Annotated in this window: 11 protein-coding genes and 1 tRNA gene; 7 read left to right on the top strand and 5 right to left on the bottom strand. The window is 71.0% G+C overall.

Translation table 11 applies throughout. The features are described from left to right. Positions 1–65: 65 nt before the first annotated feature. A complete protein-coding gene (locus tag MKK67_RS10700; protein ID WP_243964072.1) occupies positions 66–989 on the bottom strand; it encodes a helix-turn-helix transcriptional regulator in 924 nt (307 codons plus the stop codon). Positions 990–1,280: 291 nt separating this feature from the next. On the opposite strand from MKK67_RS10700, the gene MKK67_RS10695 reads away from it, so the two are divergent. The 3 genes from MKK67_RS10695 to MKK67_RS10685 are packed head-to-tail and all read left to right on the top strand — an operon-like array spanning position 1,281 to position 5,115. Beyond that, on the top strand, positions 1,281–3,500 hold the full coding sequence (locus MKK67_RS10695) for a TonB-dependent receptor (protein WP_279601554.1): 2,220 nt from the start codon (positions 1,281–1,283) through the stop codon (positions 3,498–3,500). 2 nt (positions 3,501–3,502) lie between these two features. Continuing rightward, positions 3,503–3,865 carry a hypothetical protein gene (locus MKK67_RS10690; RefSeq protein WP_243964071.1) on the top strand — a complete coding sequence of 121 codons (363 nt, stop codon included), beginning with the start codon at positions 3,503–3,505 and terminating at the stop codon, positions 3,863–3,865. Continuing rightward, positions 3,862–5,115 (top strand): MFS transporter, encoded by a 1,254-nt coding sequence (locus MKK67_RS10685; RefSeq protein ID WP_243964069.1) that lies wholly within the window; start codon positions 3,862–3,864, stop codon positions 5,113–5,115. The genes MKK67_RS10690 and MKK67_RS10685 overlap by 4 nt, the downstream gene beginning before the upstream one ends. On the opposite strand, the gene MKK67_RS10680 is transcribed toward MKK67_RS10685, so the two are convergent. Then, on the bottom strand, positions 5,100–6,293 hold the full coding sequence (locus MKK67_RS10680) for an MFS transporter (protein WP_243964067.1): 1,194 nt from the start codon (positions 6,291–6,293) through the stop codon (positions 5,100–5,102). The genes MKK67_RS10685 and MKK67_RS10680 overlap by 16 nt on opposite strands. Positions 6,294–6,445: 152 nt before the next feature. Here MKK67_RS10680 and MKK67_RS10675 point away from each other — a divergent pair, with 152 nt between their 5' ends. The 4 genes from MKK67_RS10675 to MKK67_RS10660 are packed head-to-tail and all read left to right on the top strand — an operon-like array spanning position 6,446 to position 12,505. Then, a complete protein-coding gene (locus MKK67_RS10675) occupies positions 6,446–8,260 on the top strand; it encodes an IucA/IucC family protein (protein WP_243964065.1) in 1,815 nt (604 codons plus the stop codon). Then, a complete protein-coding gene (locus MKK67_RS10670) occupies positions 8,257–9,345 on the top strand; it encodes a GNAT family N-acetyltransferase (protein ID WP_243964063.1) in 1,089 nt (362 codons plus the stop codon). Before MKK67_RS10675 ends, MKK67_RS10670 begins: the two co-directional genes overlap by 4 nt. Continuing rightward, positions 9,342–11,198, top strand: coding sequence for an IucA/IucC family protein (locus MKK67_RS10665; RefSeq protein ID WP_243964061.1), 1,857 nt, complete (start codon positions 9,342–9,344; stop codon positions 11,196–11,198). The genes MKK67_RS10670 and MKK67_RS10665 overlap by 4 nt, the downstream gene beginning before the upstream one ends. Next, positions 11,195–12,505, top strand: coding sequence for a lysine N(6)-hydroxylase/L-ornithine N(5)-oxygenase family protein (locus tag MKK67_RS10660; RefSeq protein ID WP_243964059.1), 1,311 nt, complete (start codon positions 11,195–11,197; stop codon positions 12,503–12,505). Before MKK67_RS10665 ends, MKK67_RS10660 begins: the two co-directional genes overlap by 4 nt. Here the strand turns inward: MKK67_RS10660 and MKK67_RS10655 are convergent. The 3 genes from MKK67_RS10655 to MKK67_RS10645 all read right to left on the bottom strand — a co-directional run bounded on the left by MKK67_RS10655 (position 12,481) and on the right by MKK67_RS10645 (position 15,510). Continuing rightward, positions 12,481–12,783 carry a hypothetical protein gene (locus MKK67_RS10655; RefSeq protein ID WP_243964162.1) on the bottom strand — a complete coding sequence of 101 codons (303 nt, stop codon included), beginning with the start codon at positions 12,781–12,783 and terminating at the stop codon, positions 12,481–12,483. The genes MKK67_RS10660 and MKK67_RS10655 overlap by 25 nt on opposite strands. 558 nt (positions 12,784–13,341) lie before the next feature. Beyond that, positions 13,342–13,418 (bottom strand) — tRNA-Met (locus tag MKK67_RS10650). 67 nt (positions 13,419–13,485) lie between these two features. Next, positions 13,486–15,510, bottom strand: a complete 2,025-nt coding sequence (locus tag MKK67_RS10645) for an OPT family oligopeptide transporter (protein ID WP_243964050.1) — start codon at positions 15,508–15,510, stop codon at positions 13,486–13,488. Positions 15,511–15,635: the final 125 nt, after the last annotated feature.

Raw genomic sequence — 15,635 nt, 5'->3', positions numbered from 1 at the left:
AAGCTTCTCGCTGCCCATGCACCGCGCGCCCGCCAACGCGGTCGTTCCGGCAGTTCAAACTTTTCTCACTCGGCGGCTCTGCCCGACCGGCGGACATCTGAGGGCGTCAGGCCGAAGCGCTTGCGGAAGGTGCGGTTGAAGTAGGACAGGTCGCCGAACCCGACATCGAAGGCGATGGCGCTGACGGGCCGGGCGTCCTCGATATCGGTGAGGCGCTGCATCGCCCGGTCGAGGCGGCGGCCGAGGACGAAGCCGGAGAAGGTCTCGCCCTCCGCCTGGAACATCGCCTGGACTTGCCGGCTGGAGATCTGCTGCGCCTGCGCGACCGCCTCCAGGCTCAGGTCCGGCCGGCCGAGGCGCTGCTCGACCTCGGCCTTCAGCGCCTGGATCCGCAGATCGCGCCGGCTCAGGCCGGGCGAGACCGTCACGGGGGCCGGCTCGCGCACCGTGAAGGCGAGGAGCTCGGCGAGATGCGCGCGGACGAGGTCCGCGATGCCGGCGGAGCCGACCGGGATCAGCCCCCGCAGGAGGCTCGCCCCGTAGACGGTCAGGGTCTGCAGGCCGGGATGGTCCCGGCCGATCCGCCGGACAAGCCCGGTCTCCAGCGCGGCGAGCGGGCCGGTCAGCCGATCCCGCTCGATCGCCAGGAGGTCGATCCGGTCGACGCCCAGCGCGTCGAAGACCGCGCCCCGGCTCGCGGCGACAAGCAGCGCGTCCCGGGAGCAGCAGGCGACGCTGCGGCCCCCCAAGGTCACCTGGAGGCGTCCGACCGCGGGCCGCACCAGCAGCAGGCGTTCGCCCGGACCCTCGTCGCGCCAGCGCCGGGACGGCTCGAACACCGAGGCGATGCCGAGATCCGGGACGAGGCGGATCGCCGTCCGACCCCGGAACGGGATGGAATCGGGGCCTTCGACCGTCCGCGGGACCGCGCCCCCTGCCGCATCACCGGATGCGGAGCGCGGCGGCGCGGTCATCGCGGTGCCGAGCATGGTTGTTCCATCATCGCCCCCCCGATCACCGTGTGGCTGCGCAGCAGTCCGCACGCGATCGCGCCAGAGTCCAAGCTGATCTGAGATCACCATGCTAGAGCCCCATGGCGATGTCGAGAGTTGTTCCGTCTTCGACTGGGCGTCCCGGCATCCGAAAGCGATCTGATATTAAATTAGACAAGTTTTAAACTGGACGTCGAGCGATCCTCTTGTGCGTTCTACGCGCGAGAGAGGGTTCGGCAGGTTCGGACGGCGTTCCAACGCGGACGCGCAGGGGTGGGTCTGACAATCATGCGTACGCTTCGTCTCGTCGCGATCCTCGGTGCGGGGACGGCCCTGGCCGGCGCGGCTCGGGCCGAGACGGCGGCCCCCGCCGTCGCCCTGGACGAGATTTCCGTAACGGCCACCCGCGCGCCGCGCCGGATCGAGGACGTGCCGCAGAGCGTCCAGGTCGTCGATCGCGACCAGATCCGCCAGCAGCTCGCCCTGACCCCGAACCCCTCGGCGGTGCTCTCGAAGCTGGTGCCGGGCTTCTCGGTGCCGAACGGGACGATCTCCAGCGCCTCCGAGAGCTTCCGGGGCCGCAATCTGCTCGTCCTGATCGACGGCGTGCCGGTGAACACGCCGCTGCGCGACGTCTCGCGCATCCTCAACCTGATCGACCTGAATTCGGTGGAGCGGATCGAGGTGGTGGCCGGCGCCTCCAGCCTCTACAGCGCGGGCGCCACCGGCGGCACTGTCAACTTCATCACCCGGCGCCCGACGGACGGGGCCCCGATCGTCACCGTGAACACGGCGATCCGGACCTTCACGGCCGATCCGGTCCACGGCGTCGCGCCCGAAACCTCGATCAGCGTGACCGGCAAGGTGCCGGACGGCGTCGATTACGCCTTCACCGGCTCCGGCCGATTCGCCACCCGCACCTATGACGGCAAGGGCCGGGAACTGCCCTCGGACGGCCAGCTCGGCCAGGGCGGCGGCGACCGCTTCCAGCTCGGCAACATCAACCTGCGGCTCGGCTACGACCTCGACCTCGCCAAGCGCGTCGAGTTCGGCCTCACCCAGATCCTGCTCAACCAGGATCCGCGCTACCTGACCGATTACAGCGGGGCCTTCGCCCGGCCGAACTACGCGCAGCCCTATATCGGCCTGCCGGTCGCCGAGGATACGCGCTCGCTCTACCTGCGCTATACGGACCGGGATACGCCGCTCGGCAGCCTCTCGATCCTCGGATTCTACAACGACATTAACAAGCGCTTCAATTATACGCAGTTCGCCTATCCGGCGAACCCGTTCGTCACCTACTCGTTCAATCCGACCGCGCCCACGAGCCTCGCCAACCAGACCGCGCTCGCGACCGAGCGCGGCGGCGTCAACCTCACTCTCGATACGGACCTCAGCGCACTCCTGCCCGGGATGAAGCTGACCTGGGGCTCCGACGTGATCACCGAATCCACCCGCCAGCGGGCGCGGGACGGCTCTGACGTGTTCACGCCTCTGCAGCAGAACAGCTATGCCGGCTTTGCCCTGCTCCAGCTGCCCATCGGCGAGCGGCTGACCGTGCGCGCCGGCATGCGCTACGAGCACTTCGACCTCGACGTGGCGGGCTTCACCCGGCCGACGACCTTCGCGGCGAGCGCGGCCCGCAACGCGCTGGGCTACTCGACCTTCGTGCTGCCGGCCCTCAACGTCACCGGCGGCAAATTCTCCTACTCGGCCCCGACCTTCAACGCGGGGGCGACCTTCAACCTCCTACCGGGCATCGATCTCTACGGCGGGTTCAGCCAGGGCTATGCGCTCGCCGATATCGGCGCCTTCACGCGGCGGGCCGGCCTGTCGCTGGCATATGCCTGCCCGATCACCCGTCCGTTCTGCCTGCCGGCGGGCACCACCATCGCGTATTCCAGCATCGCCCCGCAGGCCCAGATCGTGAACTCCTATGATTTCGGCATCCGCGGGCGGAGCGGGATCTTCTCCGGCAGCCTCGGCGGGTTCGTCTCGACCTCCGACGACGGCACGACCTTCGACCCCCTCACCAACCGGCTGAGCCAGCAGAAGGAGATGATCTACGGCGTCGAGTTCACCGGGAACGCGCAGGTCACCGAGCAGCTGAGCCTCGGCACCGTGCTCGGCTACCGCGAGGGCCGCTACGACACCAACAAGGACGGTCGTCTCGACAGCTACCTCCCGAACAACCGCATCGGCGCGCCCTTCCACGGCACGGTCTCGGGGACCTACCTGTTCGCGAACGGCGTCTCGCTCCGGGTGGAGGGCGAGGGCTTCAGCGGCCGCGACGCCCGCATCGACCTCGTCGGCACCCGCTACCGCCTCAAGGACGCGTTCACGGTGAACGCCGCGGTCGGCGCGCCGCTCGCCGGGGGCGAGCTCTACGCCTCCGTCGACAACCTGTTCGACCGCGCCTACTGGAACCCGACCGCGACCTCGGTGCGCAACCTGACCGTCTACGGGCTCGGGCGCACCGTCACCGTCGGCTATCGCCGGACCTTCTGAGGATGGTGGACCTCGAAGAGACCGGCGACCTCATGGTCCTGCGCTATCTCGGGCCGCCCGAGCCCGGCGACGAGGCCGCCTATCTCGACGCCCTGGAGCAGGTCGGGGCTCGGTCCGCGCCGTTCGCCCTGATCCTGGTGCTCGGCGGCATCGGCAAGCTCTCGGCCGCCGCCGAGCGGGCCCAGGCCGTCTGGTTCAAGCGCACCCGCGCCGATCTCGACCGGCGCTGCCGCGGCCTCGTGATCGTGCGGCCGGGCTTCGAGGAGGCGAGCGCCGATGTGTTCCGCCGGCTCTGGACCTTCCCGATTGCGATCGCGCCCGACGAGGCCGCCGCGCGGACCACTGTCCGGACCTACCTGGCATGAGCGCCGCCCCCTCGGTCCCCACCGCCGTGGCCGTTCCGGCCGCAGGCCGCCGCGAGCGGATGTCGCTCTTCGCGGTGCTCGCCGCCCTCTACATGGCGCAGGCGATCCCCTCCTACCTGATCGCCGCAGCGCTGCCGCCGATCATGCGCGAGTCCGGCGTATCCCGGGCGGCGATCGGCTACCTGAGCCTCCTGTTCCTGCCCCTCGTCCTGAAATTTCTCTGGGCGCCGCTGATCGACCGGGTGCGGCCCTTTGCGCGCGCCCACCGGGCGGGCTGGGTGGTGCTGACCCAGATCGGCGTGATCGGCTGCATCCTCGCGATGCTGCCGCTCGGCCCGACCAACGTGCCCGGGATCATCGGGATCGGCTTCCTCGCCGCGCTGCTGATCGCGACGCAGGACATCGCCACCGACGGCTACGCCGTGAAACGGCTGCGACCGGAGGATCGCGCCGTCGGCAACGCCATACAGGGCGGCTCGGTCGCCCTCGGGGTGGTGGTCGGCGGTACGCTGAGCCTCGTCCTCTACCACCATGTCGGCTGGGCCGGCATGCTGCTGACCGCGGCCGCCTTCTCGGTTCCGCCGCTGTTTGCCGCCTTCGCCATGCGCGAGGGGGCGCCCGAGACCGGCGCCGCCGCGCCGCGCCCCTCGATCCGGGCGTTCCTGCGACGGCCGGAGGTGCGCACGATCCTCTGGGTCGCGCTCACCTACCGGGTGAGCGAGGGGCTGGTGAAGGCGATGGAGGGGGCCTACCTCGTCGATGCGGGCGTGCCCCTCGACCAGATCGGCTACCTGTCCGGCGTCTCGGCGATGACGGCGGGGCTCGCCGGCTCCGGCATCGCGGCGCTGCTGGTCCGCCGCTACGGCACGGCCGCGACCCTCGGCCTGCTGGGCGGAATGCGGACCCTGTGCTTCGCCCTGTTCGCGGCGCATGCCCTCGGGGCCGTGGTCGGCCTGGGACCGCTCTTCGGCGCGGCCGGGTTCCAGACCCTGATCCGCTACATGGAGATCGTGGCGCTCTACAGCCTGTTCATGGCGGTCTCCTCGGCGGAGCAGCCGGGCACCGACTTCACGATCCTCGCCTGCGCACAGCTCGTGGTCTACCTCATCGGCGCGCTCATCTCGGGCAAGCTCGCCGACCTCCTCGGCTACGGCGCCCTGTTCGGTCTCGCGACGCTGCTCTCCGGCCTCGCCACCGTGGCGACCGTCCGCCTGCTCAGGCCCGGCCGCGCCGGTCAGGCGGCCGGATGACGGGGATCGTCCGGCCGAAGCCGCGCCGCGGCGGCGATCAGGGCGAGCCCCAGGGCCGCGCAGGTCCAGAACGGCAGCGCGGGCGCGATCCGGAACGCCGCGCCGCCGCACAGGGCGCCGATCCCCTGGCCGAGCACGTGGACGCTCGCGAGCCAGCCGGCGGCCGCGGCCTGAGCCTGCACAGGCACCCGGGCGACCAGGGCGGCGGTGTAGTGCGGGGTCGCCAGGGCGATGCCGGCGCCCGCCAGGACAGCCCCGAGCACGGCGAGCCAGGCTCCGGGCGCACAGGCGATCAAACCGGTGCCCACCGCGAAGCCCGCGAGCCCGAGGCCGAGATTGCGCCGCAGGTTCGGGCCGAGGCGCGGCACCAGGAGCAGCTGCGTCAGGATCATCGTCACCGCGACGAGGGCGAAGGTCGCGCCGGCCAGCCCCGCGGCACCCGCCGCATCGAGGCCGAAGCGTTGCTGCAGGAACAGGCCGAGCACGATCTGGATCTGACCGAGACCGAGCGTAAGGGCGAAGCCAATTCCCATGAGCGGCGCGGCCGCGCGCAGGACGCCATCGCGGCGCGCTTCGGCCGGCTTGGCCTTGGGGCGGCCGACAAGGTCGGGGGCGGCCAGCAGCAGCAACGGGCTCGCCGCCAGCGCAATCAAAGGCGCGGCCGTCCCGAAGATCCCGACGGTCGTCACCAGCGAGCCGAGGATGCGCCCCGCCGACAGCCCGGCGCCGAGCCGGCCGAGCGCCGCCGGGCGCGCCGCCTCCGACACCGCCGCCACGAGGGCGGCCTGGGCGTGTGGCATCACCCCGGCCGCGCCCGCCCCGTAGGCGATCCGCGACGCGACGAGCAGCGCTACGGCCGCCGCGGCGGGCAGGGCCGGCCCCGCGAGGGCGAGGGCGAACAGGCCGTGACCCAGCGCCATCAAGGCGGCGAGCGCCGCGAACAGCCGGCGCAGGCGCCAGCCGGTCCCCCAACGCCCCCAGGCGGGGGCGCAGACCAGGAACGCGACCGCCCCCGCGAAGGCGACGGCCCCGATCGCGGGTGCATCGAGCCCCGTGCGCTCGGCCATCACGGGCACCAGGGCGAGCACCGCCGACTGTCCGAACCCCACCGAGGCCGCGGCGAGCGATAGCCGCCCGGCCGCCCCAGACCCGGGAGCCTGCACGTCGATCGGAACCATGTCCCCTCCATAAGCCGGCGGATCCTATCCGGCCGATCGCGGGGCTGGCAATCATCGCGTCGCAATGTTAAAATAATTCCATAGTATGTCTTCGGCATTGCGCCGTACATCATCGTTGTTTATGCGATCTCTTGCGCGATGAAGAAAGTCGAATGATCGAACCCGACATCTCATGTGCCGACGTTGCTTGCCAGATATCGGCGCGCAGCTTCCTCAACAGCCTGATGCGGGAATGGGCCGGCTGGACCCTGGTGCCTGCCGGGGCGAGCGAGGGCGATCCGGGGCTTTCCCTGTTGCGCGTCCCGCTGCCGGGCCGGGCCTCGGTGGTCGAGATCGCGCTCACCCATGTCTCGTCCGTCGGCCAGCACGTGTTCCGGCTGCCGTTCCGTGAGCGGCGCGCCGGCCAGCCGCCCCGCATCATCGCCTTCGCCGAGTTCGCCGCCGCCGTCGCCAACGAGCCGGCCATCGTCGGGCCGGCCGCCCCGCAGGCGGCGCCGACCTTCCTGCGTCGGCTTTTCCAGAGCCTCGCGACCGTCGAGGATATTCTCGCCCACGCCCCCGCGCCCGGCATCTTCCTGAGGCGCGACCCCAGCTTCCGCGAAGCCGAGCGGGCGCTCCGCTTCGGCCATTCGGTGCACCCGACCCCGCGCAGCCGGGACGAGTTCACCCTCGCGGATTCGCGCGCCTTCGCGCCGGAATACGGACGGGGCTTTCCCCTGCGCTGGTGGTCGGCCGAGCCGGAGGCGGTCGTCCAGGGCTCCGCGCGGTCGGAAAGCGCCGCCGACCTCTGCGCGGGCCTCGCCGCGGAGGACCCCGCCTTCGATCCAAAAATCCGCGCCGCGAGCGAGGGCCGCGTGCTCCTGCCGATGCATCCGTGGCAGGCGGCCCGCCTCGCGCTCGATCCCGAGATCGACGCCCTGTTCCGCGCCGGACGCCTGCGCGACCACGGTCATGCCGGCGCGTTCTGGTACGCGACCACATCCCTGCGCAGCCTCTACGCGCCGCAGGCGCGCTTCATGCTCAAGCACTCGTTGAGCCTCAGGCTGACCAACTCGCTGCGCCTCATCAAGGACATCGAGTGCAAGCGCGGCCTCGTGGTCGACGCTGTGCTGCGCGGCCCGGTCGGCGCGGAGATCGCCGCGCGCTGGCCGAGCTTCCGCGTCCTCGGCGAGCCGGCCTATCTCGCGCTCCGCGGGGCCGATGGAGCGCTGCTGCCGCAGACGATCGTGGCGCTGCGCGACAACCCGTTCCGCGGGGCGGAGGAGCGGCCGGCCGCCGTGCTGGCCGCCCTCTGCGAGCTCTATCCCGACGGGCGGGGCAGCGCGCTGGCCGACACGATCCTGCGCATCGCCGAGCGGGAGCGCGCATCCGGGGCGGGCCCCGTCGAGGCCGTGGCCCTGCGCTGGTTCGAGCGCTTCCTCGCCGTCACCGTCGGGCCGATCCTTGAGATCCAGTGCACGCTGGGCCTCTTGTTCGGCGCGCACCAGCAGAACCTCGTCCTCGGGCTGGCGGATGGCTGGCCGGTCGAGACCTTCTTCCGCGACTGCCAGGGCACCGGCTTCGTGCGCGAATTCCTGCCAACGCTCCGCGAGGCCGCGCCCGGGCTCGACCTTGAGGCCGGGCACCTCCTCACCTCCGCGGAGGCCGCGCGGATCATGGCCTACTACCTCGTGGTCAACAGCGTCTTCGCCGTCATCGGGGCGATCGGCATTGCCGGGCTGGCGCCGGAGCAGGTCCTCACCCGGGCCTTGCGCCGTTGCGTCGAGGCGCTCGCCGAAAAGGACCTCCGGGACAGGACCTGCCTGCGCCTGCTGCTCGACGCCCCGGCCCTCGGGAGCAAGGGCAACTTCATGATCTGCTTTCGCAACATCAACGAGAACACCGACGTGACCGATCCCCTGGCGAGCTACGTGGATCTTCCGAACCCGCTCGTGGACCCGGCCGCCGGCGCGGAGGTCCGGCCATGACCCTGCGCGCCCGCATCGATACCGTCTCCAGGACAGCACCACTGGACGGCTGGACCGGGACGAGCCGCCACTGGCCCGTCGCCGGCGAGGATCTGACGGTCGAGAGCCTGCCGCGCGGCGCCCACACGGCTCGGCTGCGCGCCGCGCGCGCTGGCGATCCGATCGCCGAGGCGGAGCTGCGCTCCGGCTCGGACGAAGCCGTCCTCGCCCTGACCGGCGCCGCGGGGCGCCATCCCGCCGACGCGCCCCTCGTGGCGGCCCTGATCGAGGCCGCGTTCCAGCGCTGCCCGGATGCGCGAAGGCTGCGCGTCGCCGGGCTCGGTGGCGCACCGGCCCTGCTCGGCCTCGCGGCGGAGGTCGAGGCGGTTTCGGAGGCGCCCGACGCGATCGTGGAGCGCGCCCTGTTCTACCAACTCCCCCTGCTGTGGCTGACCGCCGGGACGCGGGCGGCCTACCCGCTGATCCGCTCCCAGGTCGGACCGCAGGATCGCCTGCCGCCCCTGCGCCCGCCGCAGCCGAACGGTCCGTTCTACCGGCGCTGGCTGCCGCATCTCGGCACGACCCTGTCGTTTCGCGCCATCGACCGGCGGCACGACCTCGCCCTGTTCCACGGCTGGATGAACCAGAAGCGCGTCGCCTATTACTGGGAGCTCGCGCAGAGCGAGGCGGAGCTGGACCGCTACCTCGCCGACCAGGAGGCCGACCCGCACCTGTTCGGGGTGATCGGCAGCTTCGACGACGTGCCGGTCGGCTATTTCGAGTTCTACTGGGCCAAGGAGGATCGGCTCGGGCCCTATTACGACGCCGAGGATTTCGACCGCGGCTGGCACGGGCTGATCGGCAATGTCGAGCACCTGGGACGGCCGAAGACGCTGGCCTGGTTCACGGCGGTCACGCACTACCTGTTCCTGGACGAGCCCCGCACCCGCCGGATCATGGGCGAGCCGCGGGCCACACACCGCAAGATGCTGAGCTACTGCACGGATGCCGCCTACGAGACGCTGAAGGAGTTCGACTTCCCCCATAAGCGGGCGGCCCTGGTCTGCTGCGAGCGCGCGCGCTTCTTCCGCGAGGTGCCGTTGTGAGCGCCGGCCCGCTGCCGGGCGGCGCGGCGGTGACGGCGCCGCTCTGGCTCGATCTCAACCGCGCGCTCATCGCCAAGACGATCGCCGAACTCGCCTTCGAGGAAGCGTTCGCGCCGGAGCCGACCGACCGGGACGGCACGCAGTGGCTGCTGCGCCTCGAGGGCGGGATCGCCTACCGCTTCGCCGCCGAGCGCCGGATCTGGGGCAACCTCGCGATCGATCCGGCCAGCCTGTTCCGCATCGCGGACGCCGTCGTCAGCCCGGCCGGCGACGCGGCGGGTTTCCTCGTGGATGCGAGCCGGACGCTCGCGATCGAGCCCGCCACCCTCTGCACCTATGCCGGAGAGGTGCTGAGCACGCTCGCGGCCGACGCCCGCATCGCCACGATCGGCCGGGACATGACCGGGCCGGATTTCCTCGCCTTGAGCGACCGCGTCCTGCAGGCCTATCTCGACGGCCACCCGAAGGCGCCCGCGAGCAAGGGGCGGATCGGCTGGGGGCTGGCCGATTTCGCGGCCTACGCACCGGAATTCCAGCCCGAGATCCGGTTGTTCTGGGCCGCGGCGGACCGCACCGCCTGCCGTCTCAGCCTGGAGCCCGGCCTCGCCGAGGCCGACCTCGTGGCCGATTGCCTTGACGGGCTCGAGCGCGCCCGGCTGGAGGCGGCCTGCGCCGCGCAGGGCGTCGATCCCGCGACCCACCTGCTCCTGCCGGTCCATCCCTGGCAGTGGGACAACAAGATCGCGCTGCACTTCGCGGGCGAGATCGCGGCCCGGCGCCTCGTCCCCCTCGGGATCTTCGGCCGCGCCTACCGGCCCCAGCAATCGCTGCGGACGCTCGCCTGCGCGGACGCGGACGGGCGCCTCGACGTGAAGCTCGCGCTCACGATCCTCAACACTTCGGCCTGGCGCGGGGTGCCGGGCAAGTACATGGCGATCGGCCCGGCCTTCTCGGCCTGGCTCGCGGACAAGGCCGCGCGGGACCCGGCGCTCGCCGGCACGGTGATCCTGCGCGAGCGGGCCGGCGCCTTCTATCCCCACCCCGTCTACGAGCGGATCGCGGACGCGCCCTACCAGTACCGCGAGATGCTCGGGGTGATCTGGCGGGAGGGCATCGCTGGCTTCCTCGAACCCGGCCGCTCGGCGATGATGATGGGCGCGCTCCTGAAGGCGGATGCCTCGGGCCGTCCGCTGATCTCCGGCCTGATCGCCCGCTCCGGCCTCGACCCGGAGGCGTGGCTGGAACGGCTGTTCGATCACGTCGCGGTGCCGCTCTACCATTTTCTCAGCCGCTACGGCGTCGGCTTCATCGCCCATGGCCAGAACGTGACGCTGATCCTGGAGGACGGCGTGCCCTGCGGCGTGGCGCTGAAGGACTTTCAGGGCGACGCCGACCTCGTGGACCAGGACTTCCCCGAGGCCGCAGACCTGCCGGCGGGGGTGCGGGAGACCCTGCTGCAGCGGCCGGCGGCGCATCTGCTGCAGCACCTGCAGACCGGCCACTTCGCCAGCCTGCTGCGCTTCGTCTCGGACGCGCTCCTGCGCAGCGACGGGCTGCCCGAGATTGCCTTCTACGGCGCACTCGCGCGGGCTCTGCGCCGTTATCAGGCCCGGCACCCCGACCTCGCCGACCGGTTCCGCCAGTTCGAGCTGTTCGCGCCGACCGTGCCGCGGATCTGCATCAACCGCGTGCGGCTCAGCCTCGGCTACGGCGACTCCAACCTGCGACCGGTGCCGCGGCTCGGCAGCCCGCTGATCAACCCGCTCCATCGCGCAGAAGCCGCCGCGCTGGATGAGGCCGGCATCGCGAACGACATCCGGACAGGCATACAGGCAGGATCCCGCGCATCATGACGGACCGCCCGCTCGACCTCGCCGGTATCGGCATCGGCCCGTTCAACCTGAGCCTCGCGGCGCAGCTCGACGCGGTCGACGATCTCGACGCGCTGTTCTTCGACCGGGCGCCAGCCTTCGACTGGCACCCGGGCATGATGCTCCCGGACGTCGCGCTGCAGACCTCGTTCCTCAAGGACCTCGTCACGGCGGTGAATCCGACGAGCCCCTGGAGCTTCCTGGCCTATCTCGTGGCGCAGAAGCGCTTCTACGAATTCCTCAACGCCGAGTTCGAGGCGGTGCCGCGGCGGGAATTCGCGCAGTACCTCGCCTGGGTCGCGGCCCGGCTGCCGAGCCTGCGCTTCGACACCGTGATCCGCGAGATCCGCTTCGAGGGACGGGCCTTCCGCCTCGATAGCGACCGGGGAACCGTGCGCGCCCGCAACCTCGCCCTCGGGGTCGGGCTGCAGCCGTGCCTTCCCGCCTTCGCGGAGAAACTCGACCCGCGCGACCATGTCCACAGCTCCCAAGCCGCCTTCGTCCTCGACCGGATGGCGGGCAAGCGGGTCGCGGTGATCGGCGGCGGCCAGAGCGGCGCCGAGATCGTGCTGAACCTGCTGAACCGGGATGCGGACGCCCCCGCCGCGCTCACTTGGATCAGCCGGCGCCCGAACTTCCAGCCGATCGACGCGACCCCGTTCACGAACGAGCTGTTCACGCCCGGCTACGTCGACAGCTTCCACGCCCTGCCGGAGGCCCGCCGCCGCGCCACGGTGGCACGCCAGAAGCTCGCGGGCGACGGCATCTCCGCCGCGACCCTGCGGGCGATCTATCAGCGCCTCTACGGGCTCCGGCACCTCGCCGAGAAACCGCTCGCCACGAGCCTGCTGCCCCACCGCACCGTGCTCGATGTCGATCGGGTGGGCGGCTACCGCCTGATCATGCGCAACGGCTTCGACGGGGGCATCGAGGTCGCCCATGCCGACCTCGTCATCCTGGCCACGGGCTACCGCTACACGCTGCCGCCCTGCCTCGACCCGCTGCGCGACCGCCTGACCCTCGACGCGGACGGCCGGCCCGAGATCGGCGCCGACTTCGCCGCGTCCTGGGACGGTCCGGCAGGGCACCGCATCTTCGTCCTCAACGGCGGCCTCGTGAGCCACGGCATCGCGGAGCCGCAACTCAGCCTCATGGCTTGGCGCAGCGGTGTCATCGTCAACGCCCTGGCGGGGCGCCCGGTCTTCGAAATCGCTCCGCCGGCGCCCCCGCTGACGTGGTCCACCACGCACCCCGGGCGGGTGTTTCACGAGGGCGAAGGCTGCCTGTAGAGCTGGAGGCCCCCGGTTTGGTGAACGTTAGCGGGCTTGGCTGAACGATGGCTCGGGTAACAGATCCCCGGCCGGGTCTCCTGTTCGTCAGCAACGGGAGAACGGTAACCGAGCGCCGAATGCCTGCGCAGCGGGTTATGGAAGCCGTCTCCGTAGCCGAAGCAGGCTATCCTGATCTCGGCCTGCAAGCGGAAACGGCGGCGAGCGAGCAACGCGCATTCGAGGCTTGAGAAGCCCTTCGACAGGCTCAGGATGAGGTCGACCTTCTGGACGCTCACCAATCACTCGCGACACCCACGAACATCTCGATATCGCAGGCCTCGTCCGACCCAGCGCTATCCGATCCCGCCGTTCGCGCAACGCCAGCGTCGCCGACCAGTTGGCGCCACGACCCTAAGCTTGCCGAAGAAGCCGATGGCGTGGGCTAGGCTCGCATCCACCACGAGGCCATTGCAGCTCTCGATAAGGGCGGGGCCGAAGACGCACAGCGAGGCTGCACTCTCGCGGGTCATCGGTGTCGAGCGATCGCTTGAACTGCCCCTAGCCCTTGATGCTGAAGCGCACCCGCCGCTTGGTACTGCCCGCCCGCTGGAACAGTTGGTAGCGCTCGGCCTGGTCGTTTGCAGGGGGGCTCACGATACGACCCTGTCTGGTCATTGCAGTGCGGAGGACTGGGCTAGACCTACGCTAGGCTGCTCCGAGCGCCCAGCAAACTGTTACGCCCACACACAATTTTCTTGGCTGCGCTAGGCCTGACTTAGGACTTAAAGCCGAAAATTGCAGAGGACGAGGCAAACAAAAGCCCCGCTAAGTGCTTAGCGAAGCTTGGGACTTATTGGTAGCGAGGGAGGGATTTGAACCCCCGACACAAGGATTATGATTCCTCTGCTCTAACCAGCTGAGCTACCCCGCCACGAGCCGCGCGCGCCCCGAGAGGCCGCAACCAGCGGGCGGGGTATAGAAAGGGCGGGCGCGGGCTGTCAACGGTTCTCTGCGCCGAATTTGGGGGTGCCGGGGGCGCTTCGCTGCGCGGGGACTTCGACGGAACCGCGGATGAACCGATACGCTGCGAAGAATCCGGCGGCGAAGACCGCGCCGCCCAGCCAAGTCGCCGTTGGGGCGAAATCCGGCCCGGCCAGGCTCAGGGTCGAGGATCGTCCGGAGGCCGCATCAATTACGGTTAGGCCGATCCCGACGAAACTCTCGCCGACTAGGAAACCGGAGGCGATCAGCACGCCTCGGCGGCGGGAGGCCTCCAGGGTCTCGGGATCGGCGCCGCGGCGGCGCAGGGCGCGCAGGCACAGGAAGCCGAGCAGGCCGCCGAGCCCAATGGTCATCTCGACCGACAGCGGCAGGTACATGCCGATGCCGACGGTGAGCGCCGGGAAGCTGAACGCCCGGCGCTTGAGCGCGACTTCGAGGCCGACCATCACGGCGCCGAGGCCGCAGCCGATCAGCAGCATCGGCCAGGGCAGGGTGCGGGCCACGATGCCGTCGGCGACCTGGGTGACCAGCGAGGCCTGCGGCACGGTGAGCGCGAGCGCCGGGTCCATGTCGGGCCGGGGCAGGGAGCCGACGAAGCCGTAGGCGCCGTAGAGCAGCGACAGCAGCGGCACGATCACCAGCGAGCCGACGGTGACGCCGACAATCAGCACCACCTGCTGGCGCCAGGGCGTGGCATCGACGATCTGGCCGGTCTTGAGATCCTGCAGATTGTCGTTGGCGATGGAGCAGGCGGTGATGATCACCGAGGCCGCGAGCAGCACCAGCGCGACGGTGACGCGCCGCGCCCCCGGGTCCTCGGCTGGACCGAGGAGCAGCGGCAGCAGCGCGGCGCCGACCATGGCGGTGAGGATGCCGATCCCGGAGATCGGGCTGGTCGAGGAGCCGAGCAGGCCCGCGAGGTAGCCGCAGACCGCCGCCATGGCGGCACCGAACACCAGGCAGAACAGCAGGCCCGCCGCCACCACGGCGGCGAGCATCGGACCGGCGATGCCGAGATTGGCCGCGAATCCGGCAAACAGCGCGCCGAGCGGCAGGCACAGGGCCAGCGCCACCCCGCCGACCAGGAGCAGCGGCAGGTCGCGATCCTGCCGGGCGGCGGCGCGGGCCGGATTGCCGGCCGCCAAGGCCGACCGGATGCTCCGGGCGATCGGCCGGACGAGCGTCGCCACGGTCCAGAACCCACCCACCGCAATGATGCCGGCGCCGACGAGCCGGACCTGCCCGGACCAGACCGCCTGGGCGGCCTCGCCGGGCGACAGGCCCGGCTGGGGCGTCAGGGCGGTCAGCACCGGGACCATGATGCCCCAGGCGATCACCACGCCGGTCAGCAGGGCGAGGCACGCCCCGATGCCGACCAGATAACCGACTCCGACCAAGGCCAGGGAATAGCCGCTGCCGATGCTGAACACCGCACCGCCAAAACTGACAGCGGTGAGCACGCCCTCGGCCAGGATGCGCAGGCCGCTGGTGGCGAAGGCGACGAGGCCGGAGCCGGCCGCGGCCATCAGCAGGGTCGTGAGGCCGCGCTCGCCGGTCTCGGCATGGCCGGCGCGCAGAACCTCGGCGGCGGCCACGCCCTCGGGGTAGGGGAGGTCGCTGCCCGTGACCAGCGCCCGGCGCAGGGGGATCGAGAAAGCCACCCCGAGCCAGCCGCCGATCAGGCAGACCAGGCTGGTCTCCCAGAACGGGAAGCCGTGCCAATGTCCGATCAGCACCAAGCCTGGCAGGACCAGGATGACGTTGCACAGGGTGCCGGCCGCCGAGGCCTGGGTCTGGACGATGTTGGTCTCGAGGATGCCGGCGCCGCCGACGAGCCGCAGGGCACCCATCGCGATCAGCGCGGCCGGGATCGAGGACGAGAAGGTCATCCCGGTCTTCAGGCCGAGATAGATGTTGGCGGCCATGAAGACGATGGTGATCAGCGCGCCGAGCACGAGGCCCCGGGCCGTGATTTCCCGCCCGTGCCCGCCCGCCGGGGCGCCCGCGTCCCTGACCGCCATTGCGCCCCCATTGCCGGCGCATGCGGCCGGACATTTGTCCCAGGATGAACGATAACCCGATGGCCCGTGCGGCGCCGCCCCTCTATCTTGCGACACGTGGCCCCGCTCGGGGGCCGTGCCGAAGC

The organism is Methylobacterium sp. J-072 (assembly GCF_022829425.1).
Lineage (GTDB): Bacteria > Pseudomonadota > Alphaproteobacteria > Rhizobiales > Beijerinckiaceae > Methylobacterium.
Note: the sequence above shows the minus strand (reverse complement) of the source record. Positions and strands in the feature narration are given on the sequence as shown.

Coding starts and splice junctions, on each gene's coding strand:
- MKK67_RS10675 (WP_243964065.1), top strand. CDS start 6,446: ATGATCGAACCCGACATCTCATGTGCCGACGTTGCTTGCCAGATATCG.
- MKK67_RS10690 (WP_243964071.1), top strand. CDS start 3,503: ATGGTGGACCTCGAAGAGACCGGCGACCTCATGGTCCTGCGCTATCTC.
- MKK67_RS10670 (WP_243964063.1), top strand. CDS start 8,257: ATGACCCTGCGCGCCCGCATCGATACCGTCTCCAGGACAGCACCACTG.
- MKK67_RS10700 (WP_243964072.1), bottom strand. CDS start 989: ATGCTCGGCACCGCGATGACCGCGCCGCCGCGCTCCGCATCCGGTGAT.
- MKK67_RS10695 (WP_279601554.1), top strand. CDS start 1,281: ATGCGTACGCTTCGTCTCGTCGCGATCCTCGGTGCGGGGACGGCCCTG.
- MKK67_RS10660 (WP_243964059.1), top strand. CDS start 11,195: ATGACGGACCGCCCGCTCGACCTCGCCGGTATCGGCATCGGCCCGTTC.
- MKK67_RS10685 (WP_243964069.1), top strand. CDS start 3,862: ATGAGCGCCGCCCCCTCGGTCCCCACCGCCGTGGCCGTTCCGGCCGCA.
- MKK67_RS10645 (WP_243964050.1), bottom strand. CDS start 15,510: ATGGCGGTCAGGGACGCGGGCGCCCCGGCGGGCGGGCACGGGCGGGAA.
- MKK67_RS10680 (WP_243964067.1), bottom strand. CDS start 6,293: ATGGTTCCGATCGACGTGCAGGCTCCCGGGTCTGGGGCGGCCGGGCGG.